At 54.6% G+C, this 25,625-nt stretch carries 23 protein-coding genes; 13 read left to right on the top strand and 10 right to left on the bottom strand.

All coding sequences use genetic code 11. The features are described from left to right. Positions 1-122 precede the first annotated feature (122 nt). The 3 genes from glnS (at position 123) to chiQ (ending at position 3,985) form a co-directional block, all read left to right on the top strand. Positions 123-1,793: a glutamine--tRNA ligase gene (gene glnS, locus J9880_RS01600; protein ID WP_232769998.1), complete on the top strand. Its 1,671-nt coding sequence runs from the start codon at positions 123-125 to the stop codon at positions 1,791-1,793. A 421-nt stretch (positions 1,794-2,214) separates the two neighbouring features. Further along, on the top strand, positions 2,215-3,636 hold the full coding sequence (gene chiP, locus J9880_RS01595) for a chitoporin ChiP (protein ID WP_095921175.1): 1,422 nt from the start codon (positions 2,215-2,217) through the stop codon (positions 3,634-3,636). Positions 3,637-3,649: 13 nt separating this feature from the next. Further along, the gene (gene chiQ / locus J9880_RS01590) at positions 3,650-3,985 is read left to right on the top strand and encodes a ChiQ/YbfN family lipoprotein (RefSeq protein WP_165497928.1); all 336 of its coding nucleotides are present in this window, start codon (positions 3,650-3,652) and stop codon (positions 3,983-3,985) included. Positions 3,986-4,115: 130 nt separating this feature from the next. Here the strand turns inward: chiQ and fur are convergent, their stop codons facing one another. Continuing rightward, positions 4,116-4,571 carry a ferric iron uptake transcriptional regulator gene (gene fur, locus J9880_RS01585; protein ID WP_095921177.1) on the bottom strand — a complete coding sequence of 152 codons (456 nt, stop codon included), beginning with the start codon at positions 4,569-4,571 and terminating at the stop codon, positions 4,116-4,118. A gap of 313 nt (positions 4,572-4,884) precedes the next feature. After that, the gene (fldA, locus tag J9880_RS01580; RefSeq protein ID WP_095921178.1) at positions 4,885-5,412 is read right to left on the bottom strand and encodes a flavodoxin FldA; all 528 of its coding nucleotides are present in this window, start codon (positions 5,410-5,412) and stop codon (positions 4,885-4,887) included. A 421-nt stretch (positions 5,413-5,833) separates the two neighbouring features. Here fldA and J9880_RS01575 point away from each other — a divergent pair, with 421 nt between their 5' ends. Beyond that, positions 5,834-7,498 carry a methyl-accepting chemotaxis protein gene (locus tag J9880_RS01575; RefSeq protein WP_119826629.1) on the top strand — a complete coding sequence of 555 codons (1,665 nt, stop codon included), beginning with the start codon at positions 5,834-5,836 and terminating at the stop codon, positions 7,496-7,498. Positions 7,499-7,573: 75 nt separating this feature from the next. On the opposite strand, the gene ybfE is transcribed toward J9880_RS01575, so the two are convergent. Continuing rightward, positions 7,574-7,855 carry a LexA regulated protein gene (ybfE, locus tag J9880_RS01570; protein WP_015690259.1) on the bottom strand — a complete coding sequence of 94 codons (282 nt, stop codon included), beginning with the start codon at positions 7,853-7,855 and terminating at the stop codon, positions 7,574-7,576. A 262-nt stretch (positions 7,856-8,117) separates the two neighbouring features. Further along, positions 8,118-8,900, bottom strand: a complete 783-nt coding sequence (gene ybfF / locus J9880_RS01565; protein ID WP_232769997.1) for an esterase — start codon at positions 8,898-8,900, stop codon at positions 8,118-8,120. A 241-nt stretch (positions 8,901-9,141) separates the two neighbouring features. Between ybfF and seqA the strand changes: the two genes are divergently transcribed. The 3 genes from seqA to J9880_RS01550 all read left to right on the top strand — a co-directional run bounded on the left by seqA (position 9,142) and on the right by J9880_RS01550 (position 12,266). Next, complete coding sequence (gene seqA, locus J9880_RS01560) at positions 9,142-9,696, top strand: replication initiation negative regulator SeqA (protein WP_095921181.1); 555 nt, start codon at positions 9,142-9,144, stop codon at positions 9,694-9,696. Positions 9,697-9,721: 25 nt separating this feature from the next. Further along, complete coding sequence (gene pgm, locus J9880_RS01555) at positions 9,722-11,365, top strand: phosphoglucomutase (alpha-D-glucose-1,6-bisphosphate-dependent) (protein WP_095921182.1); 1,644 nt, start codon at positions 9,722-9,724, stop codon at positions 11,363-11,365. Positions 11,366-11,549: 184 nt separating this feature from the next. Beyond that, a complete protein-coding gene (locus tag J9880_RS01550) occupies positions 11,550-12,266 on the top strand; it encodes a PadR family transcriptional regulator (RefSeq protein WP_119826625.1) in 717 nt (238 codons plus the stop codon). Here the strand turns inward: J9880_RS01550 and kdpE are convergent. From kdpE to J9880_RS01520, 6 genes are read right to left on the bottom strand one after another with little or no spacing between them, the layout of a single operon-like run. Then, positions 12,256-12,945 carry a two-component system response regulator KdpE gene (gene kdpE / locus J9880_RS01545; protein WP_095921184.1) on the bottom strand — a complete coding sequence of 230 codons (690 nt, stop codon included), beginning with the start codon at positions 12,943-12,945 and terminating at the stop codon, positions 12,256-12,258. The genes J9880_RS01550 and kdpE overlap by 11 nt on opposite strands. After that, on the bottom strand, positions 12,942-15,638 hold the full coding sequence (gene kdpD / locus J9880_RS01540; protein ID WP_232769996.1) for a two-component system sensor histidine kinase KdpD: 2,697 nt from the start codon (positions 15,636-15,638) through the stop codon (positions 12,942-12,944). The genes kdpE and kdpD overlap by 4 nt, the downstream gene beginning before the upstream one ends. Positions 15,639-15,645: 7 nt before the next feature. After that, complete coding sequence (kdpC, locus tag J9880_RS01535; RefSeq protein WP_195817015.1) at positions 15,646-16,224, bottom strand: potassium-transporting ATPase subunit KdpC; 579 nt, start codon at positions 16,222-16,224, stop codon at positions 15,646-15,648. A 33-nt stretch (positions 16,225-16,257) separates the two neighbouring features. Further along, the gene (gene kdpB, locus J9880_RS01530; RefSeq protein WP_119826621.1) at positions 16,258-18,324 is read right to left on the bottom strand and encodes a potassium-transporting ATPase subunit KdpB; all 2,067 of its coding nucleotides are present in this window, start codon (positions 18,322-18,324) and stop codon (positions 16,258-16,260) included. Positions 18,325-18,367: 43 nt separating this feature from the next. Further along, entirely contained in the window at positions 18,368-20,056 is a 1,689-nt protein-coding gene (gene kdpA, locus J9880_RS01525) for a potassium-transporting ATPase subunit KdpA (protein ID WP_195816837.1), read from the bottom strand. Beyond that, positions 20,057-20,146: a K(+)-transporting ATPase subunit F gene (locus tag J9880_RS01520; RefSeq protein ID WP_071823630.1), complete on the bottom strand. Its 90-nt coding sequence runs from the start codon at positions 20,144-20,146 to the stop codon at positions 20,057-20,059. A gap of 303 nt (positions 20,147-20,449) precedes the next feature. Between J9880_RS01520 and J9880_RS01515 the strand changes: the two genes are divergently transcribed. The 6 genes from J9880_RS01515 to J9880_RS01490 all read left to right on the top strand — a co-directional run bounded on the left by J9880_RS01515 (position 20,450) and on the right by J9880_RS01490 (position 25,606). Next, the gene (locus J9880_RS01515) at positions 20,450-20,656 is read left to right on the top strand and encodes a YbfA family protein (protein WP_095921190.1); all 207 of its coding nucleotides are present in this window, start codon (positions 20,450-20,452) and stop codon (positions 20,654-20,656) included. A gap of 283 nt (positions 20,657-20,939) precedes the next feature. Next, positions 20,940-21,893: a YbgA family protein gene (locus tag J9880_RS01510; protein WP_119826616.1), complete on the top strand. Its 954-nt coding sequence runs from the start codon at positions 20,940-20,942 to the stop codon at positions 21,891-21,893. Between the two features lie 10 nt (positions 21,894-21,903). After that, the gene (gene phrB / locus J9880_RS01505) at positions 21,904-23,334 is read left to right on the top strand and encodes a deoxyribodipyrimidine photo-lyase (RefSeq protein ID WP_119826614.1); all 1,431 of its coding nucleotides are present in this window, start codon (positions 21,904-21,906) and stop codon (positions 23,332-23,334) included. A gap of 33 nt (positions 23,335-23,367) precedes the next feature. Beyond that, positions 23,368-24,348, top strand: coding sequence for an MBL fold metallo-hydrolase (locus J9880_RS01500; protein ID WP_131692636.1), 981 nt, complete (start codon positions 23,368-23,370; stop codon positions 24,346-24,348). A gap of 259 nt (positions 24,349-24,607) precedes the next feature. Beyond that, positions 24,608-25,081, top strand: coding sequence for a hypothetical protein (locus tag J9880_RS01495; protein WP_095925084.1), 474 nt, complete (start codon positions 24,608-24,610; stop codon positions 25,079-25,081). Between the two features lie 12 nt (positions 25,082-25,093). Beyond that, positions 25,094-25,606, top strand: coding sequence for a DUF5384 family protein (locus tag J9880_RS01490; RefSeq protein WP_232769995.1), 513 nt, complete (start codon positions 25,094-25,096; stop codon positions 25,604-25,606). Positions 25,607-25,625 lie beyond the last annotated feature (19 nt).

Below are 25,625 nucleotides of genomic sequence, written 5' to 3'. Positions count from 1 at the left end.
TTTCAGAACAGACGGCACAGAGATAACCACGATTTTATGCAACTAACGGTTGTTTCCCGACGTGGCTTGTTGGAACATAAGCGGTTATCCGTAGAGTCAATGTTGCGTAGAGGAATTGCACAATGAGTGAGGCTGAAGCCCGCCCAACAAATTTTATCCGTCAGATTATTGATGAAGATCTGGCGACCGGGAAACACAATACCGTTCATACCCGTTTCCCGCCTGAGCCAAATGGCTATCTGCATATCGGTCATGCGAAATCTATCTGCCTGAACTTCGGCATTGCGCAAGACTATCAGGGGCAGTGCAACCTGCGTTTTGACGATACCAACCCGGCAAAAGAAGACATCGAATTCGTTGAGTCGATCAAACACGACGTCCAGTGGTTAGGTTTCGACTGGAGCGGTGATATTCACTACTCTTCAGACTATTTTGATCAACTGCACGCTTATGCGCTGGAACTGATCAACAAAGGTCTGGCGTACGTTGACGAACTGTCACCGGATCAGATCCGTGAATACCGCGGCTCGCTGACGTCTCCGGGCAAAAACAGCCCGTACCGTGACCGTTCAGTGGAAGAGAACATCGCGCTGTTTGAGAAAATGCGTAACGGTGAATTTGCCGAAGGCGCTGCCTGTCTGCGTGCAAAAATCGATATGGCGTCGCCTTTCTTCGTGATGCGCGATCCGGTTCTGTACCGTATTAAGTTTGCAGAACACCACCAGACCGGCAAAAAATGGTGCATCTATCCGATGTACGATTTCACCCACTGCATTTCCGATGCGCTGGAAGGGATCACCCATTCGCTGTGTACGCTGGAATTCCAGGACAACCGTCGTCTGTACGACTGGGTTCTGGATAACATCTCCATTCCATGCCACCCGCGTCAGTACGAGTTCTCCCGTCTGAATCTCGAGTACTCCATCATGTCTAAGCGTAAGCTGAACCAGCTGGTGACCGAGAAGATTGTGGAAGGCTGGGACGACCCGCGTATGCCGACCGTTTCAGGTCTGCGTCGTCGTGGTTACACCGCTGCGTCTATCCGTGAATTCTGCCGTCGTATCGGCGTCACCAAGCAAGATAACAACGTCGAAATGATGGCGCTGGAATCCTGTATCCGTGACGATCTGAACGAAAATGCACCGCGCGCCATGGCGGTGATCAACCCGGTTAAAGTGATCATTGAAAACTTTACCGGTGATGACGTGCAGAGGGTGAAAATGCCGAACCACCCGAGCAAACCGGAAATGGGCACCCGCGAAGTGCCATTTACCCGTGAGATTTATATCGATCAGGCAGATTTCCGCGAAGAAGCGAACAAGCAATACAAGCGTCTGGTGCTCGGCAAAGAAGTGCGTCTGCGCAATGCGTATGTGATCAAAGCAGAACGTATCGAGAAAGATGCAGAAGGCAATATCACCACGATCTTCTGTTCTTACGATATCGATACACTGAGCAAAGATCCTGCCGATGGCCGCAAGGTGAAAGGCGTGATCCACTGGGTTTCGGCGTCAGAAGGCAAACCGGCGGAGTTCCGCCTGTATGACCGTCTGTTCAGCGTCGCCAACCCGGGTCAGGCAGAAGATTTCCTGACCACCATCAACCCGGAATCTCTGGTGATTTCCCACGGTTTCGTGGAGCCATCACTGGTGGCTGCACAGGCTGAAATCAGCCTGCAGTTCGAGCGTGAAGGTTACTTCTGCGCCGACAGCCGCTACTCAAGAGCTGAACATCTGGTGTTTAACCGTACCGTTGGCCTGCGTGATACCTGGGAAAGCAAACCCGTCGTGTAAGCCTTCAGTGTCAGATGATAAAACGCAGCTCCGGCTGCGTTTTTTTTTGCCTGTGATAATCGTAATGGGTTTTGTTTCTCGTCGCGAATTAATGTATTTCCTATGCTTGCTTTTTAAACGATACGGCGCGAGCTGTTGTATTGCTGAAACGTTTAAACTGTAAGGTTATTTTATTTAATTGCTTGTTTTCGTTATTTATTTAGTTAATCCACTGCTTTAATTCTTTCCTGAGACCCTCTGTAACACTTTTTCATCTTTATGTGCACTTTGTCATATTTCGGCGATCAATGATGAATTACTCATTGATAATTCGCGTCGCGAAAAATACTCTAAACCTGTTTTATACGGTTACGCCTCTGGCGGCCGCTTTTTATACCCGTTTGGGTTTTGCTCGTTTTTTTAGTCAACATGAGGAATCTCTATGCACAAGCACCGTAACAGGGGCAGGGGATCGGCTTACCTGAAACCTGCGATATATTCCCTGGCCGGCACCCTACTGGGTGGCGGAATGATGTTCGCTGAAGATGCCAACGCGGCAGGCTTTATTGATGATTCGACACTGACCGGCGGCGTGTATTACTGGCAGCGTCAACGTGACCGCAAGGACATGGATCCGGCGAGTGACAGCTACAAAGACTATACAACCAACCTTTCCCATTCTACCGCTAACCTGAACCTCGACTTTTCTTCCGGCTATGCCTGGGACATGTTCGGTATTGATATCGCCGCTTTCACGGCAATTGAAATGGCCGAAAGCAGCGAGAGCGGACACCCCAACGAAATCGCCTTCTCCAACAGCAACCGCGCGTACGACGAAGACTATTCCGGCGATAAAAGCGGCATCAGCCTGTATAAGGCCGCCGGAAAATTCAAATACGGCGGATTCTGGGGACATGCGGGTTACATTCAGCCCACCGGACAAACGCTGATCGCGCCACACTGGAGCTTTATGCCGGGAACCTATCGCGGTGCGGAAGCCGGATATAAACATGATTTCGGTGATCCGGGTGAGCTGAGCTTCTCCTACATGTGGACCGACGAATACAAATCCCCGTGGCATCTGGAAATGGATGATTTCCGCCAGAATGACAAAAAGACCGGCGTTTCTTATCTTCACTCGGTCGGGGCGAAATACGATTTTAAAAATGATTTCGTGCTGGAAGGCGCATTTGGTCAGGCTGAAAGTTATGTTGATCAGTACTTTGCCAAGGCCTCTTACAAAATTGATCTGATGGGCAATCCGCTGACCACCAGCTATCAGTTCTATGGTGCAGAAGATCGCATCAGTGACAAGAATGATCCGAACAGTCTGTATGACGGACTGGCATGGCTGCAGGCGCTGACTTTCGGCTATACCACCGGTCAGTTTAACTGGCGTCTGGAAGGGACGATGGTGAAGGCCGAAGGGAATCAGGGTTACTTCCTGCAACGTATGACCCCGACCTATTCCTCTTCAAACGGTCGTCTTGACGTGTGGTGGGATAACCGTTCTGACTTCAACGCCAACGGTGAGAAAGCCGTGTATGCCGGCGTGCTTTATGATCTGGCGAAATGGGATCTGCCGGGCTTCGCGGTCGGTGGTTCGTACGTCTATGCGTGGGATGCCAAACCGAGCACCAATGCGGCCTACGATCAGAGCCAGCGCCTGAAAGAAAGCGCCTGGAGTCTGGATGCGCTGTATACCATTCAGGAAGGGCGCGCCAAAGGGACGCTGTTCAAACTGCATTACACCCAATACGACAACCACTCTGATCTTCCGAGCTGGAGTGGCGGGTACGGCAACATATTCCAGGATGAAAAAGACGTGAAATTCATTGTCATCGCTCCATTCACTATTTTCTGAGGTCGTTATGTCGATGAATAAATTACTGATGATTGTGATGTCGTCCGTGCTTCTGGCCGGTTGTGCACCTACCGCTGATCAGGCAGAAATCTCCAAAACGCGGGAAGATTACCGGACCTGTATCAATACGGCGGAAGGCGATGCGGACAAACTGGCATCCTGTCAGGTGATGCTCAACAAGCTGAAACAGGAAAAAGCACACCAGCAATTTGCAGAACAGGAGACAGTGCGCGTGGTGGATTATCAGCGCTGCCTTACCGCCCGTAAAACCGGAAACGGTCAGGCCTTTGCCGCCGATTGCGGGAAAATCTGGCAGGAAATCAGAGCGAATAACGCACCGGAAAAGTAACTCAACACCAGAACACGGATGCAGAAATCAAAACCCCGGCTTGCCGGGGTTTTTTGCCTCTGCCCTCTGCCAGATTGCAGACATAAAAAAACCGCTTTTCAGCGGTTAATTTAGTCAAAGCCCGTGCAGATTACAGCGCAGGTTTATCGTTATGCAAAGAGTCATCTTCACGGCAGTCGCCTGCTTCACAGTGACCGTACAGATACAGACTGTGGTTGGTCAGTTTGATGCCATGTTTCTTAGCAATCTCACGCTGACGACCTTCAATATATTCGTCACGGAATTCAATCACACGGCCACAATCCAGACAGATCAGGTGGTCATGGTGATGTTGCTGGGTCAGTTCGAATACGGACTTGCCGCCTTCGAAGTTATGACGGGTGACAATACCGGCGTCGTCAAACTGGTTCAGAACGCGGTAAACCGTCGCCAGGCCAATTTCTTCACCCATATCAATCAGTTGCTTGTAAAGATCTTCCGCACTAACGTGATGACCTTCCGGCGCTTGCAGCACTTCCAGGATTTTGAGGCGCGGAAGCGTGACTTTTAAGCCGGCTTTCTTCAGTGCGGTGTTGTTGTCAGTCATGCGGATTCAGTCCTGTTACTATGTGCTAATCAAGTTGAGGCATGCAGCCTGTGGCATCGGCGGCACAAAATTATTCGTATAGTCTCTTCGTTTAACGCAAATGTGCCAATTCTCGTCAACGACAGCCTGTTAATAAAGATCACAAAGTGCCGGTCACATTTGGAATGCAACGACTTGATCGATAGAAAAAACAGATGAACTCAGTGTACCTTGATACGACTGAAAGTTACAATTTTGTAGCAGTTAAATTGTTAATTTCAGTAATAGTTTGGCCCTTCAATTGTAGAATAAATCCTCAGGGCCAACAGGGTTTTTAGCCAATAATTTCAGAAAGGCTGAGTTCTTCTGTGATCTGTTTTACCCAGGCATCAACACGTTCGTTGGTCAGTTCTGGCTGACGGTCTTCGTCAATTGCCAGCCCAATGAAGTGCTTATCGTCTGCCAGGCCTTTGGATGCTTCGAAGTGGTAACCTTCGGTTGGCCAGTGACCGACAATCACCGCGCCGCGTGGCTCAATGATGTCGCGCACGGTACCCAGTGCATCGCAGAAATATTCGGCATAGTCTTCCTGATCGCCACAACCAAACAGCGCGACCAACTTACCTTCGAAATCTATCTCTTCCAGCGTTGGGAAAAAGTCGTCCCAGTCACACTGCGCTTCACCGTAATACCAGGTTGGAATGCCGATCAGCAAAATATCGAATTTTTCCAGATCCTCTTTGCTGCTCTTCGCAATGTCATGCACCTCTGCAACATCTTTACCCAATTGCTTCTGGATCATTTTTGCGATGTTTTCGGTGTTACCTGTATCGGATCCAAAGAAGATACCTACAACGGCCATAAGATTACCTAACCTCTTGTTCTAAATGAAGTGCCCTGCATCGCAGGCAATAATAATGCAGATGATAGCAAACTCGCGAGGCGGAGAATATGCTTCCGGCCGCCTTCTTGACTGGGAAATAAGTTTATCGGGCAATATTTTAAAGTGTTATCGCCTTTGTGTGTTTTCCAAAACCGCCAATAAACCTCAAACTTATTGAGGTTAAAAGCAAAGTTGAGAAATAAGTCGACACAATACTAAATTTCGAGCACATCCCGCCGATAGATGATGCGAGAGCAATCTCAACATAATAAAGAAATCGATGCCCGGAGAGGTGTTCAAACATGTCCTGGGGCACTTGCCTGCTGGTTACCTGTCTTGATTCTCCGCATCCCCGTCAATCCTCAGACCAGAAACAGTCCTGTTTCGAGAGAGGCATATCGTGCAGTTTTTAAAAAATATCACCATCAGGGCCGCATTATTAACGATTCTTGGCATCTTCTGCGTCATGTGGGCCGGTGTTTCCCTTTACACCGTCTCCTCACTTGACACGCTGACGCAAAATACCAAAAACAGTACCGAGCTGGTCAACAATATGGCGCTGATCAACAAAGGTAATGATCAGTATTTTCGTACCGTGACGCGCCTGAGCCGCGCCGTCGCACAGCTTCAGGCCGACCCATCAAAAGGGCCGGAAATTTTTGATACCGCGAAACAATCCCTCGACGGACTGACGCAGGCGCTGGCCAGTTTTAAAACAGCGCCGCATCCAGGTCTGGAAGAAGCCGCCGTTCAGGAACTGAGCACTAACTGGGACAACCTGATCACGCAGGGCGTCACGCCGTTATTTGCCGCCGCGAGCAGCAAGGATATCGGGACTTATAACCAGCTCGCCAATTCAACCGTCCCTGCGCTGAGCCGCAGCTTTGGCGCGTCCATGGAAAACGTCAGCGGCCAGATCGCCGTTGATTTCGATGCGGCGCAACGTCAATCGACCCATCTGACCTCCATCGGCAAAGTGATTTTGCTGACGGCGTTTGGTATCGGGCTGGTGATTTTACTCCTGACCGACCGTTATCTGGTGATGGCGCTGGTGAGACCACTGGATCAAATCCGCGACCATTTCGCGGTGATCGCCAGCGGCGACCTGACGCATTATCTGGAAGAGTTCGGTAAAAACTGTGCCGGTAAGCTGATCCCGTTGCTGAACTTAATGCAGCTGAGTCTGGTGAATACCGTCCAAACCATCCGTAACTGTACCAACCACATTTATCAGGGCGCGTCAGAGATTTCAGCCGGTAACAACGATCTGTCTTCCCGTACAGAAGAACAGGCCTCGGCGCTGGAAGAAACCGCCGCCAGCATGGAAGAACTGACCGCTACCGTGAAACACAATGCCGATAACGCGCATCACGCCAGCCAGCTGGTGATTGAAGCCTCCGGTACCGCGCAGCGCGGCGGGAATATCGTCGCGGATGTGGTCAGCACCATGAAAGACATCTCCGGCAGCTCGAAGAAAATTGCCGAAATCACGTCGGTCATTAACAGCATCGCTTTCCAGACCAACATTCTGGCGCTGAACGCCGCGGTTGAAGCCGCGCGTGCGGGCGAGCAGGGACGGGGTTTTGCGGTGGTCGCCAGCGAAGTGCGCAATCTGGCACAGCGCAGTGCGCAGGCGGCGAAGGAAATCGAGCAGCTGATCAGCGAATCGGTTTCCCGCGTCGACAGCGGTTCGCGGCTGGTTGAAAACGCCGGTCAGACCATGAATGAAGTGGTGCGTTCCATTACGCACGTCACCGATATCATGGCGGAAATCGCGTCTGCGTCTGATGAACAAAGCAAAGGCATCAGCCAGGTGGCGGTGGCCGTCACTGAAATGGACAGCGTGACGCAGCAGAACGCCGCGCTGGTGGAACAGGCATCGCAGGCTGCGGTTTCGCTGGAAGAACAGGCGTCATTGCTGAACAACGCCGTCGCCACGTTCAAGCTGAAAGACAGCGTGACCAGCGTCGGATCGCGTCCGGCGAAGTCAATTTCCGCGCCATTACTGCGTCCGGATACCGGCATGCTTTCGGCGAAAAGTGCTGAAAACTGGGAAACGTTCTGAGGGGGAAGAAAAGCGTTAGCGTGGAATAGTTAAGAAAAAACAAACGGGTAGCCTGAGAGGGTTACCCGTTTTCAATCAGCCTTCATGACCGTTAAGATGCGACAGCAGCATCTCTTCAATCAATTCGCTACGACTGATATTGCGTTCTTCTGCCAGCTTATTGAGCATATCAACAGCATCGGCGTTCATTTTCAGCTCCACGCGACGCAGGCCGCTCGCTTTATCGCGGCGTAACTGGTTGCGCTTATTGATCCTGAGCTGTTCATCACGGGATAGCGGATTTGTTTTTGGACGCCCAGGACGGCGGTCATCTGCGAACAGATCAATCGTCGTGCGATCCAGTTGTTCTTTTGCCATAGGTAGCGGTACAACCAGGGAAGTTTTTACATCGGAAAACGGCAAGCCGGTTCCTGACGAGCGTTTCACACATTTCGGGCTAAGAAACCCTGACCCAATTTACCCCCCGCGACTCACAGTGAGTAAAACGGGGTGGCAAAATTATAGCGCGCAATCATACACTGGCGCGCCTGGGGTTCACAACGCCTGATTGCCCTGATTTCATGATAACTTCCTAAGTTGTGCAGACTTTTTGCACAATTTATCCCCAGGATGTTAAACCTCAGGCTGCATCGATGAAACGATGCACAGCGCGCAGCACCGCATCGGGTTTTTCGGCGTGCACCCAATGACCCGCTCCCGCCACCACATGCGCTTTGGCCTGCGGGAACTGGCGGGCAATCGCATCGCGATATTCATCCTGCACATACGGCGATAAACCGCCACGGATAAACAGCGCCGGATGATCCCACGGTGGCACCTCTTCCCAGCCGGTAATGGTGTCGTATTCGCTCAGCAGCACCGGCACGTTGAAACGCCATTCTCCCTGCTGGAACGATTTCAGCAGGAACTGGATCACGCCGTCTTCCTTTATATACTTACGCATACACTCAGTGGCCGAGGTGCGGTCGCGGAGTCCGGCGTCGGTTACCGCGTTAATTGCCGCAAAAATCTCATCATGACGGCGCACGTGGTAATCCACCGGCGCGACATCAATGGCGATCAGCTTTTCGATGCGATCAGGGATCAGCGCCGTCAGCGCCATTGCCGCTTTTCCGCCCATTGAGTGACCGATAACGATGATTTTTTGGAAACCCACCTCATCCAGCGTTTCCACTAAATCCTGCGCCATGGCGGCATAAGACATCTCGCCGGCGCGTCCTGACTGACCGTGATTACGCAAATCCACCTGTAACACGTTATGCTGTTTTCTCAGGTCGCGGGCCAGAATGCCCAGATTATCGAGGGTGCCGAACAGGCCGTGGATCAGTAAAACCGGCAGGGCGGTGCTGCCGGCGACGTCAGCTTCTTGCAGGCGATAATGTAATTTCATAGCGAAGTTCATACAGATAAACAATCTCATTAGGTTATCATGACTTGCGGATAATTTTTGAAAACAGAAAGTGTCTGCCAGATGCCAGAGCGGGATTTGTCTATCAGGAAGCCGGCGGGTTGATGTCAGCATGCAGCAAAATCGGGAAGTTGTCTGGATTTTGCTTCGCGGCGCAATTCCTCTGTTTGTTACTGCGTAGAAATTTGTATAATCCTTTTGAATGAATTAAGTAGAAAAACAGTACTGGATAAAGATGAAAACTATTGAGGTTGACGAAGAACTCTACCGCTATATTGCCAGCCATACGCAAGCAATCGGTGAAAGCGCGTCTGATATTTTACGCCGTATGTTGAAGTTTACTGCCGGTCAGACCGCTCCTGCCGCGCCAGTGACCCCTTCTGTTATCGCCGGCACTGTCGCGCAGGAAAAACCTGCCGCCGCCGCAGCGCCGACGTCGCGTGATAAAGTCCGCGCCGTCCGTGAACTGCTGCTGTCCGATGAATACGCAGAACAAAGCAAAGCGGTGAACCGCTTTATGCTGATCCTGTCGACCTTGTATACCCTCAACCCGAAAGAATTTGCGACGGCGACCGACTCTCTGACCGGCCGCACGCGGACCTATTTTGCCGGTGACCAGCAAACCCTGCTGCAAAACGGCATTCATACCAAGCCTAAACACGTTCCCGGAACGCCGTATTGGGTTATTACGAATACCAACACAGGTCGCAAACGCAGCATGATCGAACACATCATGCAGCTCATGCAGTTCCCGGCGGAACTGACTGACAAAGTGTGCGGCACCCTCTAAATTTCAGCGTAAGGGAGAAGCGCCAGTGGCTAATCACCCCCGTGCAGGGCAACCTGCTCAGCAAAGCGATTTGATCAATGTGGCGCAGTTAACGTCACAGTATTACGTTCTGCAACCGGATCCGGCTAACACTGCACACGCGGTGAAATTCGGCACGTCCGGCCATCGCGGTAGTTCGTTGCGTCACAGCTTTAATGAAGCGCACATCCTGGCGATTGCTCAGGCAATTGCTGAAGTGCGTAAAGAGCAGGGCACCACCGGCCCGTGCTACGTGGGTAAAGATACCCATGCGCTGTCCGAACCGGCATTTATCTCTGTGCTGGAAGTGCTGACCGCCAATGGCGTGGATGTCATTGTTCAGGAAGACAACGGATTCACGCCGACACCGGCCGTGTCTCACGCCATCCTGACCCACAACCGCAACGGCGGCGCGCTGGCAGATGGCATCGTCATCACGCCTTCGCACAACCCGCCGGAAGATGGCGGCATCAAATATAACCCGACCAACGGCGGCCCGGCAGATACCAATCTGACCTCGGTAATCGAGAAGCGTGCTAACGCATTGCTGGCGGCTAAGCTTTCCGGTGTGAAACGTCAGTCTCTCGATCAGGCGTGGAAAAGCGGCCATCTGGTGGCGAAAGATCTGGTGCAGCCATTTATCGAAGGGCTGACCGATATCGTGGATATGGCCGCGATTCAGAAAGCCGGTCTGAAACTGGGTGTGGATCCGCTCGGCGGTTCCGGTATCGAATACTGGAAGCGTATCGCGGAACATTACAAACTGGATCTGACGCTGGTGAACGATGAAGTCGATCAGACTTTCCGTTTCATGCATCTCGACCACGACGGCGTGATCCGCATGGACTGCTCGTCTGAATCGGCGATGGCCGGTCTGCTGGCCCTGCGTGATAAGTTCGATCTGGCTTTCGCTAACGACCCGGATTATGACCGCCACGGTATCGTGACACCTGCCGGTCTGATGAACCCGAACCATTATCTGGCGGTGGCGATTCAGTACCTGTTCCAGCACCGTCCGCAGTGGGGCAAAGACGTTGCCGTCGGTAAGACGCTGGTTTCCAGTGCGATGATCGACCGCGTGGTGGAAGATTTGGGCCGTAAGCTGGTGGAAGTGCCGGTCGGTTTCAAATGGTTCGTTGACGGTCTGTTTGACGGCAGCTTCGGTTTTGGTGGCGAAGAAAGTGCCGGGGCTTCATTCCTGCGTTTCGACGGCACACCGTGGTCAACCGACAAAGACGGCATCATCATGTGTCTGCTGGCCGCGGAAATCACCGCCGTCACCGGCAAGAATCCGCAGGAACATTACAACGAGCTGGCGGCCCGCTTTGGCGCACCAAGCTACAACCGTATTCAGGCGCCTGCGACGCACGCACAGAAAGCCGCTCTGTCTAAACTTTCTCCTGAACAGGTGAAAGCAGACACCCTGGCCGGTGACCCGATCACCGCCCGCCTGACCAACGCGCCGGGTAACGGTGCGTCCATTGGCGGTCTGAAAGTGATGACCAAAAACGGCTGGTTTGCGGCACGTCCGTCCGGCACAGAAGAAGCCTACAAAATCTATTGTGAAAGCTTCCTCGGTGCTGAACACCGTGAACAAATCGAGAAAGAAGCGGTAGAAATCGTCAGCAAAGTCCTTGCCGACGCGAAATAAGCTGTTTTCTTCTTCACATCAAAGGCGCTGATTATTCAGCGCTTTTTTTTTGCCCGTTTCTTGCCGGAAGTTCAGATGTTAATAAAGATATATCTAAATGCGTTTTTCCGCTTGCCAGTTTCTGAAAACCGATCTAGTTTAGATATATCGAAATAATTCGATATATCTAAATAGGGCATACAATATGTTTAGCAAAATGTTTGAAGGCCGCCATCGCGGTCACGGTAGCCGGGAAGAAGGGCATCGCGGTCATTGCCGTCATGAATCTGATGTTGGTGATCACAGCGAGCGCCATGCGTTACGTCGTGACGGCCGTCATCGCGGTGAAGAACGGGGAGAAGAAGGGCGCGAACGTCGCGGACGTGGCGAAGGTCGCCGTGGCGGGCGCGGTGAGCGGGGTGTACATCGTCTGTTTGAACACGGTGATTTACGCCGTGTGCTGCTGGCGCTGGTGGCGAAAAAACCGAGCCACGGTTATGAGCTGATCAAGGCCATCGAAGAAGCCTCTTCCGGTCTGTATGTGCCGAGTCCGGGCGTGATTTACCCGACGCTGACGCTGCTGGAAGAACAGGATTTCCTTGAGCCTGTCGCCACCGGCAATGGCCGCAAAAGTTATCAGATCACCGAAGCGGGCAAAGTGGAACTGGCGCAGCATCAGGCGGCGGTCGATGTGATTTTTGCCCGTCTGGCCGGCGCTCAGCGTCCGCGTGAAAACAACCTGGCGGAAGGCATTCATGAATCCATGCACCGCCTGCGCCACGCCCTGCGCGGCAACATGATGCGTGCGGATTTAACGCCGGAGCAGGTGGTGCGTGTGAATGCGATTTTGCAGCAGGCGGCTGAAAGCCTGGAAGCCGAATTTGGCGAAGCCAGACCGGAAGCTGACGAACCTAAGGCATAAAACGATAGCCCACGCCGGTTTCCGTCAGTAAATGACGCGGCCGGGTGGCGTCGGCCTCCAGCTTCTGACGCAGATGCCCCATGTAAATGCGCAGATAATGGCTGTGTTCGACATAGTTCGGGCCCCAGACGTGGCTCAGTAACTGACGCTGAGTAATGACCTTGCCGCTGTTTGCCAGCAGTTCGGCCAGCAGGCGAAATTCAATCGGCGTCAGATGACAATCTTCCCCGTTCCGCTGTACGCGCCGGTTGATCAAATCCACCGTCACATCCGCAAACGTCACCAGCGGGCTTTCCTGCGAACTGCCCGCATGACGGCGCAGCGCCACGCGAACCCGCGCCAGCAGTTCACCGACGCCAAACGGCTTGGTGAGAAAATCATCGGCACCGGCATCCAGCGCAGCAATCTTGTCTTCCTCGCGGGTGCGTGCCGACAACACAATGATCGGGATGGCGCTCCAGTGGCGCAAATCGCGGATATACGTCAGGCCGTCACCGTCCGGTAAACCGAGATCGAGAATAATCAGATCCGGTTTACGGGTTCCGGCCTCAATCAGCCCGCGTTGCAGCGTCTCGCTTTCAAACACCCGCAAGCCTTCCGCCTCCAGTGCCGTGCGCACAAAGCGGCGGATTTCTTTTTCATCTTCAACAATTAAAATATTTACCGGGGATGCGCTCACGATGCCTCGTTGATGTCTGATTCCATGTCACTTTCCATCTCCGGCAACGCCTCGAGCGGCAACCTGAAACGAAAACGCGCACCGCCGTCGGGGCCATTTTCCGCCCAGATCCGCCCGTCGTGCACCTCAATAATGGCACGACAAATCGCTAATCCCAACCCCACGCCGGGAATGGCGGATTCTTTATTGCCACGGGCGAATTTTTCAAAAATAGTCTGTTCAGCACCGGCCGGAATACCGGGGCCGTTATCCCAGACTTCAATCTCCAGCCACTCATCCAGCGGAGTGGCTTTGATGCCAATCGTCGCGCCGGTACCGGCATACTTATGGGCATTTTCCAGCAGATTGATCAGCACCCGTTCGATCAGACTGGCATCGCAATTGACCAGCACCATTTCTTTCGGCAAATCGATCTGAATATTGTCGTGCGCCAGCACCGGTTCCAGCATCCGCAGCGCGCTGCCGGTGATTTCTTCCACCGACTGCCACTCCTTGCGCAGGTTAAATCCGCCGGACTGAATGCGCGCCATATCCAGCAAATTGTTCACCAGCCGCGTGGTGCTCAGCACCTGCTGGCGGATCTGACTGGCCTGCGGCGCGTGCTTCGAGCCTTCCGATGCCAGATCCAGCGTCAGGATTTCCGCCTGCCCGAACAGCACCGTCAGCGGCGTGCGTAAATCGTGGGACAGCGCGGAGAGCAGCGAGTTACGCAGTTGCTCGCGCTCGGTTTCCAGCCGCGCCGTTTCTGCGCGGGCGGCCAGATGCAGACGCTCCAGCGCATTGGCAATCAGCACGGTAAAGGTCTGCAACAGGCGTTGTTGTTCCGGCACCAGCAACTGGCGGATATTCGGCGGTTCGACCGCCAGCAGGCCGCGCGACTCTCCCGACGCCACCAGCGGCAGCAGCTGATACGGCACGCCGGGCAGGGTATCGGTGCCCGCACCGGCAGGCAGTTTCTTATCGAAACTCCAGCGGGCGATGGCGTCATCCACCACAATCGCCGTGATTTCACCGGCAGGTTGCGCCAGCTCGCCGTTTTCCTGCGGCAGCAAAATGGCGGTTTTGGCATTCAGGCTGGAAGAAATAAAGTGACGGCTGGTTTGCGCGATGGCTTCCGGCGTCAGCGACTGGCTCAGCCCTTTGGACATTTCATACAGATGCTGTGCGCGTTTTTCACGGTGACGGGCGATGCGCGCCTGATAACGTACCCCGGCGGTCAGATTGCCGATCAGAATGCCGACAATCAGCATCACGCCGAAGGTCACCAGATATTGCGCGTCTGTTACTGCCAGCGAGCCGCGTGGCTGCACGAAAAACAGATCAAAGCTGACGACGTTAATCACCGCCGCCAGCACCGACGGCCAGCGGCCATAAAACAGCGCAACGATCACCACGCCGAGCAGATACACCATCACCAGATTGGCCTGATCGAAAGTTGGCACCAGCCATTGCGACATCACGGTGATCACCGCACACAGCGCCACGGCCAGCGCACACCCCCACAACTGACGGCTGAAACGGTCGGCGAAGGTGCGGGAGTCCTGTTCTTTGCGCGGCGATGTCACCGGCGCATCTTCCAGTCCGACAACGATCAGATCGAGATCCGGCGCGATATCCGCCAGTTTATCGGCAAAACTGGCGCTGAACTTCCAGCGTTTTTCACGGCGGCGGCCGGTCATGATTTTGCCCAGACGATGTTCACGGGCGTAGCGCAAAATCGCCTGTTCTTCCTGCGGGTCGGATAACGTGGCGGTTTCCGCGCCCAGTTCCTGCGCCAGTTTCAGCGAATGCAAAATGGCGCGGCGCTGGCCTTCCGGCAGACGGTGCAGACGCGGAGTTTCCACATATACCGCGTGCCAGACGCAGCCGAGACGCGCGGCAAGCCGTGCGGCGACGCGAACCAGTTTTTCGTTACCGCTGCCGTGACCGATACACAGCAACAGCGCGTCGCGGGTATGCCAGACGCGGTTAACGCCCTGATCGTCGCGGTATTCGCGCATCTGGTCGTCAACGCGATCGGCGGTGCGGCGCAGGGAAAGTTCGCGAAGGGCAATCAGATTGCCTTTACGGAAGAAATGTTCGATAGCGCGTTCGGCCTGACCGGGGATGTAAACTTTGCCTTCTTTCAGGCGCTGACGCAGGGAGTCCGGCGGTAAATCCACCAGCACCACTTCGCTGGCATCATCAAACAGACGGTCGGGAACGGTTTCGCGAATAATGATGCCGGTGACGCCGCTGACCACATCGTTCAGGCTTTCCAGATGCTGAACATTCACGGTGGTAAACACGTCGATACCGGCATCGAGTAACTCTTCGACGTCCTGCCAGCGTTTCGGATGGCGCGAACCGGCGGCATTGCTGTGCGCCAGTTCATCCATCAGGATCAGGGCAGGGCGGCGGGCCAGCGCGGCGTCGAGGTCAAACTCCTGCACCTGACGGCCACGGTGGTGTATGCGTTTCGGAGGTAACAGAGAAAGCCCCGGCAGCAGCGCCTGCGTTTCCTGCCTTCCGTGGGTTTCCACCACGCCGACCAGCACGTCAAGGCCGGTGGCGCGCAGACGCTGTGCTTCCTGCAACATGGCAAAAGTTTTCCCGACGCCCGCACAGGCGCCGAAAAAGACTTTTAGTTGCCCGCGGGGCTTCTCATTAGCCAGCGCCAGCAGGCTGTCCGGATCGGGGCGATCGTCAGTCATATCATCCTTATTGAGCTTTCAGTTCATCCAGCGCCAGATTCAGCCCGAGCACGTTAACCACGTCCGGGCCGAGGAAACCAATCAGCGGCGATGATGTATTATCATCAATCAATTTATTCACTTGCGCCAGTGGCAGACCGCGCGCGGCTGCAATGCGCGGTGCCTGCCATTGCGCCGCGTCAACGGAAATCTGCGGATCCAGCCCGCTGCCGCTGGCGGTCACCAGATCCACCGGCACTGTCGCCGGGCTTTGCGGATTGGCTTTGCGCAGCGCCGCCACGCGGTCTTTTACCGCCTGATCCAATGCCGGATTACTGGCTGCCAGATTGCTCCCCGCCGATGCCAGCGGGTTATACGGTGAATCGGCGGTAACGGACGGGCGTCCCTGGAAATACTCATTGCGGGTAAAGTTCTGCCCGATCAGCTCAGAGCCAATCACCTTATTGCCGCTGTCTTTGATCAGCGACCCCATTGCCTGCGGGCGGAACACCAGCTCAGACACGCCGGTGGTCAGCAGCGGATACACCACGCCGGTTGCCAGCGTCAGCAGCACCGTCATCACCAGAGCCGGACGCACATAGGACATTTTTTTAACGGACATAATGGTCTTCCTCAACAATCAGCTCAGATGTAAAACGGTCAGGATCACGTCGATCAGCTTGATACCCGCAAACGGCACCAGCAGACCGCCTGCACCATAAATCCACAGGTTGCGGCGCAGCAGCGCGGCGGCACTCATGGCTTTATAGCTCACGCCTTTCAGCGCCAGCGGGATCAGGAACACAATCACCAGGGCGTTGAAAATGACCGCCGACATAATGGCCGACGACGGCGACGTCAGATGCATCACGTTCAGCGCATTCAGTTGCGGATAGGTCGCCGCAAACGCCGCCGGAATAATGGCGAAATACTTCGCCACGTCGTTGGCGATACTGAAAGTGGTCAGCGATCCGCGCGTCATCAGCATCTGTTTACCGATATGTACCACTTCAATCAGCTTGGTCGGGTTGGAATCGAGATCGACCATGTTCCCGGCTTCCTTCGCCGCCTGCGTCCCCGAGTTCATCGCCACCGCCACATCGGCCTGCGCCAGTGCGGGCGCATCGTTGGTGCCGTCGCCGGTCATGGCGACCAGCCGACCTTCCGACTGATACTGACGAATTAATGCCAGTTTGGCCTCCGGCGTGGCTTCTGCCAGAAAATCATCGACGCCCGCTTCGGCGGCGATGGCGGCAGCGGTCAGCCGGTTATCCCCGGTGATCATCACCGTTTTGATGCCCATTTTGCGCAGCTCGGCGAAACGTTCCTTGATGCCGCCTTTGACGATATCTTTCAGCTCGACCACGCCCAGCACTTTCGCGCCCTCGGCGACCACCAGCGGCGTGCCGCCTTTACGCGCCACGGTTTCCACCAGCCCATCGACAGCTTTCGGGAAGGTGCCGCCGTTGGATTCCACATGGCGGCGGATGGCGTCCACCGCACCTTTACGGATGCTGCGCTCACCGACGTTAACGCCGCTCATGCGGGTCTGCGCGGAGAAGGGGACGAAAGTCGCATTCAGCGAATGAATATCGCGTTCGCGCAGGTTAAAACGCTGCTTCGCCAGCACCACGATACTGCGGCCTTCCGGCGTTTCATCGGCCAGCGACGATAACTGCGCGGCATCGGCCAGTTCCTGTTCCGTCACCTGAGGCGCGGGCAGGAACTGCGATGCCTGACGGTTACCGAGCGTGATGGTGCCGGTTTTGTCGAGTAACAACACATCCACATCACCGGCAGCTTCCACCGCGCGGCCACTGGTGGCGATGACGTTGGCTTCCAGCATGCGGCTCATGCCTGCCACGCCGATGGCCGACAGCAAGCCCCCGATGGTGGTCGGGATCAGACACACCAGCAGCGCCACCAGTACGGTAATGGTGACCGGAATACCGGCGTGGCTGGCGTTAACGCTGAACAGCGAGAACGGATACAGCGTGGCCGTCGCCAGTACGAACACCAGCGTCAGGGCGACCAGCAAAATGGTCAGTGCCACTTCGTTTGGCGTCTTGCGGCGTTTCGCGCCTTCGACCATCGCAATCATACGGTCAAGGAAGGTATCGCCGGGGTTGGCTGAACACTCAACCACCAGCCAGTCGGACAACACGCGCGTCCCGCCGGTGACCGAGGAGAAGTCGCCGCCGGATTCGCGGATCACCGGTGCGGATTCGCCGGTAATGGCGCTTTCGTCCACCGATGCACCGCCGATCAGCACTTCGCCGTCGCACGGCACGGTATCGCCCGCTTCGATCAGCACGTAATCGCCTTTGCGCAGCGTATCGGCGGCGACTTTGATCACCGGCGATTCAGGGCGCGGTTCGTAGATTTTTTTCGCCCAGCTGGTTTTCTGCACGCCTTTCAGGCTCTGCGCCTGCGCCTTGCTGCGGCCTTCCGCCAGGGCTTCGGCAAAGTTGGCAAACAGCACGGTAAACCACAGCCACAGCGACACGCTGCCGGTAAACGCCGCGCTGCCGTCAGTGCGATGCATCAGGATCGCCAGCCAGATCAGCGTGGTCAGGATACTGCCCAGATACACCACGAACATCACCGGATTACGCCACTGAACGCGGGGATCCAGCTTTTTCACCGAATCCAGCAGGGCAGTGCGGATCAGGCGAGGTTCGAATAACGCACGTTGTTTACGACTCATTTTTTTCGTCTCTATATTCATCAGTTCAACGGGTTACGCAGCATTACTGTGCGGACCAGACCTGCAAATGTTCCGCGACCGGTCCCAGCGCCAGCGCCGGAATAAAGGTCAGCGCGCCGACCAGCAACACGGTGCCGACCAGCAGACCGATAAACAGCGGGCCGGAGGTGGGCAGGGTGCCGTTGCCTGCCTGCTGGCGCTTTTTCACCACCAGTGAACCGGCAATCGCCAGCACCGGAATAATCACCCCGAAGCGGCCGAAGAACATGCAGGCTGCCAGCAGCAGGTTGTAGAACGGTGTGTTGACGCTCAGCCCGGCAAAGGCGCTGCCGTTGTTATTGGCGGCGGAAGATACGGCGTACAGCACTTCACTGAAACCGTGTGCACCGGGGTTTAAAATCCCTGCACGACCGGCATCGGTGACCAGCGCCAGTGCGGTGCCGAGCAGCACCAGCGTCGGCGTGACCAGGATCGCCAGCGCCGTCATCTTCATGTCGTAAACGTCGATTTTCTTACCGAGATATTCCGGTGTGCGGCCTATCATAAGCCCGGCAATAAACACCGTCAGCAAGACGAACAGCAGCATGCCGTACAGGCCGGAACCCACGCCGCCGAACACCACCTCACCAATCTGCATCAGCCACATCGGCACCATGCCGCCCAGCGCGGTAAAGGAATCGTGCATGGCGTTGACTGCGCCGCACGAGGCCGCTGTCGTCACGACCGCATACATCGCCGAAGCCAGAATGCCGAAGCGGCTTTCCTTGCCTTCCATATTGAAATTGCTGCTGACGCCAGGCGCGGTGAAGTGCGGATTGCCTTTGAGTTCGGCGTACATCACCACCACCACGGACACCACAAAAATCACCGACATTGCCCAGACCAGCGCGTGACCCTGACGGTTGTCGCCGACCACACGGCCAAACGCAAAACACAGCGCGCACGGGATGATGAAAATCGCCAGCATCTGCACCATGTTGGTCAGTGCAGTCGGGTTCTCAAACGGATGCGCGGAGTTAGCGCCAAAGAAGCCGCCCCCGTTGGTGCCGAGCATTTTGATCGCTTCCTGCGAGGCCACCGGCCCCATCGGCAACGTCTGTTGCAGGCCTTCCAGCGTGGTGATGTGCTGATAGGCTTCGAAGTTTTGCAGCACGCCCTGACTGACGAAAAACAGCGCCAGCAGAAACGCGACCGGCAAAAGCAGATACAGCGTAATGCGCCATAAATCCGTCCAGGCGTTGCCGATGGTTTGCGCCGAAGGACGCGCAAATGCCCGGATCAGCGCAAAGGCAACGGCGATACCGGTGGCGGCGGAGAGGAAGTTTTGCACCGTTAATCCGGCCATCTGGCTGAGATAACTCAGCGTGCTTTCGCCGCTGTACGCCTGCCAGTTGGTGTTGGTCACGAAACTGACAGCGGTGTTGAACGCCAGATCCCAGGACAACCCGCCAAAATGCTGCGGGTTCATCGGCAATACGCCCTGCGCCATCAGCAGGGCCGTCAGCACGATAATGCCCAAAATGTTGAATACCATGATCGCCAGCGCGTACTGCCACCAGTTCATTTCAGCCGTGCTGCTGCCAGAGGTACGTAAAACGCCGTTCTCAATGCGCTGTAAAAATGCGCCGGGCTGTCCTTCAATCAGTTGAGCAATAAAGTGTCCCAGTGGTTTTGCCAGCAGCAAAAGCACCAGCATAAAACTGGCAATCAGTAAGAAACCGGTCGCAGCCATTTAAAAATCCTCCGCATTCAGCAGGGCATAAACCAGATAGCCGAGCAGCAGAAGAACCAGTAATGCGCCGCAGATTACGCCAACACTCACAATCCACCTCCACAGGTGTGTTTTTATGTTGTGGCGAGAATAGGGAAAGGCGGGAAAAGATCCTGAAAAGAAAGGGTTCGTGCGTGTAAAAAAAGTATAAAAATAACCAAAAATGAAACTCAAAAGAAACTCAAAATGCGTATTTATTTAACCATTCTGTAACTCAATTACAGTAATAGGGTGAATTTGGCGAAAATTTACACTTTTAAGTGGTCAGATGAGTAGTAAAATTTCATCAATTGCGGTATATTTTTCGCAACTTACAGTTTCCGAAAACTTTCCAAATTTCACAGGAGCAACGCGATGAATGAATACACGCCATATACCATGACCCGCATACTGGCCCGCCGCGCTTTTGTTATTGCTGCCGGTGTTCTGGCACTGCCGGTCATGCTGTTCCGCGCTGACCGCGCCCGTTTTTACAGCTATTTACACCGCGTCTGGATGAAAACCAGCGATAAGCCGGTGTGGCTGAGTCACGCTGAAATGGCGACACAAGATTTTTATTAATTCAGCTCCCTCCCCTGCGAAGGGGAGGGTTGGGGTGGGGTATTAAGGTCAAACACACGATTTGAAGTCTGCGTAAGTCGTTGTTCGGTCTGCTAAAGCCCCTCCCATCCTCCCCCTTCGCAGGGGGAGGAGCCAGAAACCCCGTTTTCCCGACGGGGTTTTTTATTGCCTGTCGATAAACCTGTACAACATTATTTTTATGTATAACTTGTGCTAAGGTTATACGTGAAGGTGATGAGTCAATGCCGCCTTCCTTTTCTTCTTCCAACGCAAGGCGCAGACAATGATGAAAACAATTCCGATAGGTATCAGTGCATGCCTGCTGGGTGAAAATGTCCGCTTCGATGGCGGGCATAAACGTCTGGCGTTTGCGGTGGAGCAACTCGCGCCGTATGTGCGGTTTGAACCGGTCTGCCCGGAAATGGCGATCGGCTTACCGACGCCGCGTCCGGCGCTGCGGCTGGTGAAGGTGAACGACAGTGTGGTGATGCGCTTCAGTAATGACGAGAGCATCGACATTACGGAAAAAATGCAGCAATACGCGGAAAAACGTGTGGCGCCGCTGGCCGGTCTTTGCGGCTACATCGTCTGCGCGAAATCCCCGAGCTGCGGGATGGAGCGGGTGCGGGTGTACAGCGCCAACGGTAAAGACGCCAAAAAAGCCGGTGTCGGGATTTATACCGCTGAGCTGATGAAACAGCATCCGTGGCTGCCGGTGGAAGAAGATGGTCGCCTCAACGATCCGGTGCTGCGCGAGAATTTTGTCGAACGGGTCTTTACGCTTTTCGAACTGAATCAGTTGCGGGAAAGCGGCCTGACGCGCGGCAAACTGATGGCGTTTCACAGCCGTTATAAACTGACGTTGCTGGCCCACTCTCAGCCGGAATACCGTGAACTGGGGCGCTTTGTCGCCGCGATGGCAGAGTGGGGATCCCTCGAGGAATACTTTGACGAATACCGCCTGCGGCTGATGAACCTGCTGCGTCACAAAGCCACGCGCCGTAATCACACCAATGTGCTGATGCATGTGCAGGGATATTTCCGTAAACAGCTGAGTTCGCCACAGCGTCAGGAGCTGGCGGGCCTGATCGACCGCTACCGTCAGGGCGTGCAGCCGCTGCTGGCGCCCATCACGTTGCTCAAACATTACATGTCGGAATATCCGGATGCTTATCTGGCTGATCAGCGTTATTTCGAGCCTTACCCGGAAGCCTTAAAACTTCGATACGGACATTAAAAGGAAAATTATGACCACGCATTTAGTCTGGTTCCGTAATGATCTGCGGATAACCGACAACCGCGCGTTACATGCTGCCTGTGAAGATCCGCATGCCCGCGTAATTGCTGTTTTTATTGCCACGCCGGATCAGTGGAAGCAGCATGAAATGGCGCCACGGCAGGCGATGTTCATTTATCAGCATCTTCAGGCACTGCAACATGCGCTGGCGGAACGCGGTATCCCGCTGCATTACCATCAGTGCAATGATTTTGCGGGCAGCGTGGACTGGCTGAAGGATTTCTGTAAAACCGAAAATGTCGATGCGCTGTTTTACAACAAACAGTATGAAATCAACGAGCGTCAGCGGGATGACGCGGCAGAAATGGCCGTGGGCGGATCCGTCACCTGCCATGCGTTTGACGACAGTCTGCTGTTGCCGCCGGGTTCCGTGACCACCGGCAACAATGAAATGTACAAGGTTTACACGCCGTTTCGCCGGGCCTTTTTATCCCGTCTGACCGAATCGGACAGCCGCTCTCTGCCTGCGCCGCAAGCCCGCGAACATCAGGGAAAAGTAGTGATGCACCGGCTGATGCCCTTTGATTATCCGCTGGCAGATATCGGTGAAGACTTCGCGATTGGCGAGGACGCCGCGCGACATCAGCTGCGGAGTTTTTGTCGTGAACAGGTACAGGATTATCTCGAACAGCGCGATTTACCCGCCGTTGACGGCACCAGTTCGCTGTCGCCGTATCTGGCGATTGGTGTGCTGTCGCCGCGCCAGTGTCTGAACCGTGTGCGCACGGAATGCCCGCACGTTCTGGAGAAAACCGACGGCGGCGCGTTCGGCTGGCTGAATGAACTGGTGTGGCGGGAGTTTTACCGTCATCTGATCGTCGCCTGGCCGAAGCTTTGCAAACATCAGCCGTTTGTTGCGTGGACTGACAACGTGCGCTGGCGTCATGCGCCGGATGATTTGCAGGCATGGAAAGAGGGCAAAACCGGTTATCCCATCGTCGATGCGGCAATGCGTCAGCTCAATCAAACCGGCTGGATGCATAACCGTCTGCGCATGATTGTCGCCAGTTTTCTGGTGAAAGATTTGCTGATCAACTGGCGTGAAGGCGAACGCTATTTTATGTCGCAACTGCTGGATGGCGATCTGGCCGCAAACAACGGCGGCTGGCAATGGGGCGCGTCCACCGGTACCGATGCCGCGCCGTATTTCCGCATTTTCAACCCGACGACGCAGGGCGAACGCTTTGATAAAGCCGGACGTTTTATCAAGGCCTGGTTGCCAGAATTGTCGGATGTGCCGGAAAAAGACATTCACACCCCGCATCGCTGGGCAGAAAAACATCATCGCGTGCTAGACTATCCGCTGCCGGTGATTGATCACGCGCGGGCGCGAAAAGACACGCTTGCCGCCTTTGAGGCCGCGAAAAACCGGGCAGACTGACGTTTGTCTCTCACCACGACAAGGAGCGATGTGATGAAAAAATACCTGCTGGCGCTGATGCTGGCGTGCTGGGCGGGACAGGCCACTGCGGCGTTCGATGTGGTGGCGCTGGGCGTGAACGGCGGGGTGGAAGAGGGCAATCTGACCTCGTATCTGATTAAAAGTGACGATCAGAAATTGTATCTCGGGCTGGATGCCGGTTCGGTATTGCCGGGCATCAGCCAGGGACTGGCCAAAGGCAGTTTTCCTGAGGTGACCGCAGAAAACGCTGCGCCGCTGACGCCGCAGGGTGCGGTGTTCCGCAATCTGATTGGCGGATACTTTATCAGCCACGGCCATCTCGACCATCTGGCGGGGCTGATCATCAGCTCGCCGGAAGACAGTAAAAAACCGATTTACGGCACGGCGGATACCATCGGCACGCTGCGCCAGCATTACTTCAATGGCCGCGTCTGGCCGAATTTCACCGACTCCGGCAGCGGTTTTCGCATCGGCACCTATCGCCTGAATCAGCAGCGTCCGGCACAGCGATTCTCCCTCGGCCTGACCGGTCTGGATGGCACCCTTTATCCGCTTAGTCATGGCGGCACGCCTTCCAGCATGATCCTGATCAGCCGCAATAATGCGTCGTTTGCTTTCTTCGGCGACACCGGCCCGGATGAGGTCGAGAAATCCAAAAATCTCGATACCGTCTGGCGCGTATTGGGCGACGAAATCAAAGCCAAACGCCTGAAAGGCATCATTATCGAAACCTCTTATCCCGACGGTGTGCCTGACAGCAAACTGTTCGGGCACCTCACCCCTGACTGGCTGTTAAAAGAACTGACGCATCTGCAAAACTCTGCGGGCGGCGAGGGGTCACTGAAAGACCTGACCGTGATCATCAGCCACGTTAAACCGACCCTGCAGGCCGGTGCCGATCCTGAAAAAGCCATCATGGCGCAGCTGGAAAAAGGCAATAATCTGGGGGTGAAGTTTGTGCGGATGCAGCAGGGTGAACGGCTGAAATTCTGATGCGTTACCCCCCTTATTCTGGCCTGATTTTTAATTAAGATTGTTCCGAGTCAATTGTGGAGAAATGAAAACTCTGCAACGGGCTTCGGAACATGAATTATGGATTAAGTGTAAAGAATTCGTCATGACGAAAGACAAATCCTGACAGCAGGTAAAAATTCTCCGCCGTATTATTCCCGCAAGGTGTTCTGATAATAAAGAACATAAACCACAGGGAATAATTGTGAAAACAAAAATAGCGGTTTCATCTTTCGTGTTAATGGCTTTATTAACCGGCTGTCAGTCTAATGCCGATCAATATGCTGCGGATACCTTTACCACTGACCAGTTAAATACGCGACAGGAAACGCGTACGGTCAATATACTTTCAGTCTTACCCGCCAAAATAACGGTCAATAATCAGGATAACCGGAATACCGCCACGCTGGTAGGCTCGGTTCTGGGCGCTATCGCCGGCGGTGTCGCGGGCTATGCGCTGGGGCATGGCGGTGATCTGGCGGCAGTCGGTGGCGCGGTGGGCGGGGCTACGCTTGGCGGCGTCACCGGCTCTGCGGTGAACAGCCGTAATACGGTGGAAGGGGTCAGCCTCAGTTATAAAGATGATACGAAAATATATACTTCGGTTCAGGTCGGGCGCGCCTGTCAGTTTACTAACGGGCTGGCGGTAGTCTTTATGACGCAAAAGAATGAAACCCGTATTCAGCCAAACAGCACTTGTCCGGCTGGAAAATAAATAAGGGATATCATGAAAAATAAAATTGTATTACTGATGTTATTCCTTTCAGTGTCTCCGGCTGCCGTTTTTTCAGCCGATTTACAGCAACAATTATCGAATGTCGCGCAGGCAGAAAATCAGGGGCAGGCGGAAGAGCAGGCACGATGGGATGATTATCAGGCCCGCGAAGAGGCTTATTACCGTTACCGTGAGGCCGAGCGTAATAAACGGATTGCCGCCGCCAATGCACGCGCCAGAGCGCGGGAAACCGAGCGGTTAAAAGATAAACACCGCGATCAGAATTATGAAGATCAGCTACGACAGTTAAATGTGGATAAAAAGAAACTGGAATTGCAGCAGCTGCAGGCGCGTACTGCGCATGAAAATGAGTTTATTGCGCAGGATCTCAAACAGCAGGCCGCACAGACGGATGTCACCCAGTCTCAGGCGGATGCTAACCGCAATTTATCACAGGGCAGTCAGGCGAAGATGATCAGTGAAGGCAAGGCGCAGGAAGTTAAAGCCGGAAAATGGTTTAACTAACCGGCCCGGTGGCTGTTGT

Source organism: Rahnella victoriana (assembly GCF_021276285.1).
Lineage (GTDB): Bacteria > Pseudomonadota > Gammaproteobacteria > Enterobacterales > Enterobacteriaceae > Rahnella > Rahnella victoriana.
Note: the sequence above shows the minus strand (reverse complement) of the source record. Positions and strands in the feature narration are given on the sequence as shown.

Bases quoted from the DNA above. Each gene is read 5' to 3' on its own strand.
- ybfF (WP_232769997.1), bottom strand. From the start codon at position 8,900: ATGAACTTCGCTATGAAATTACATTATCGCCTGCAAGAAGCTGACGTC.
- J9880_RS01515 (WP_095921190.1), top strand. From the start codon at position 20,450: ATGAATGAATACACGCCATATACCATGACCCGCATACTGGCCCGCCGC.
- kdpD (WP_232769996.1), bottom strand. From the start codon at position 15,638: ATGACTGACGATCGCCCCGATCCGGACAGCCTGCTGGCGCTGGCTAAT.
- fldA (WP_095921178.1), bottom strand. From the start codon at position 5,412: ATGGCCGTTGTAGGTATCTTCTTTGGATCCGATACAGGTAACACCGAA.
- chiQ (WP_165497928.1), top strand. From the start codon at position 3,650: ATGAATAAATTACTGATGATTGTGATGTCGTCCGTGCTTCTGGCCGGT.
- kdpC (WP_195817015.1), bottom strand. From the start codon at position 16,224: ATGTCCTATGTGCGTCCGGCTCTGGTGATGACGGTGCTGCTGACGCTG.
- phrB (WP_119826614.1), top strand. From the start codon at position 21,904: ATGACCACGCATTTAGTCTGGTTCCGTAATGATCTGCGGATAACCGAC.
- fur (WP_095921177.1), bottom strand. From the start codon at position 4,571: ATGACTGACAACAACACCGCACTGAAGAAAGCCGGCTTAAAAGTCACG.
- seqA (WP_095921181.1), top strand. From the start codon at position 9,142: ATGAAAACTATTGAGGTTGACGAAGAACTCTACCGCTATATTGCCAGC.
- glnS (WP_232769998.1), top strand. From the start codon at position 123: ATGAGTGAGGCTGAAGCCCGCCCAACAAATTTTATCCGTCAGATTATT.
- kdpA (WP_195816837.1), bottom strand. From the start codon at position 20,056: ATGGCTGCGACCGGTTTCTTACTGATTGCCAGTTTTATGCTGGTGCTT.
- kdpB (WP_119826621.1), bottom strand. From the start codon at position 18,324: ATGAGTCGTAAACAACGTGCGTTATTCGAACCTCGCCTGATCCGCACT.
- J9880_RS01550 (WP_119826625.1), top strand. From the start codon at position 11,550: ATGTTTAGCAAAATGTTTGAAGGCCGCCATCGCGGTCACGGTAGCCGG.
- J9880_RS01495 (WP_095925084.1), top strand. From the start codon at position 24,608: ATGGCTTTATTAACCGGCTGTCAGTCTAATGCCGATCAATATGCTGCG.
- J9880_RS01500 (WP_131692636.1), top strand. From the start codon at position 23,368: ATGAAAAAATACCTGCTGGCGCTGATGCTGGCGTGCTGGGCGGGACAG.
- J9880_RS01510 (WP_119826616.1), top strand. From the start codon at position 20,940: ATGATGAAAACAATTCCGATAGGTATCAGTGCATGCCTGCTGGGTGAA.
- J9880_RS01490 (WP_232769995.1), top strand. From the start codon at position 25,094: ATGAAAAATAAAATTGTATTACTGATGTTATTCCTTTCAGTGTCTCCG.
- chiP (WP_095921175.1), top strand. From the start codon at position 2,215: ATGCACAAGCACCGTAACAGGGGCAGGGGATCGGCTTACCTGAAACCT.
- ybfE (WP_015690259.1), bottom strand. From the start codon at position 7,855: ATGGCAAAAGAACAACTGGATCGCACGACGATTGATCTGTTCGCAGAT.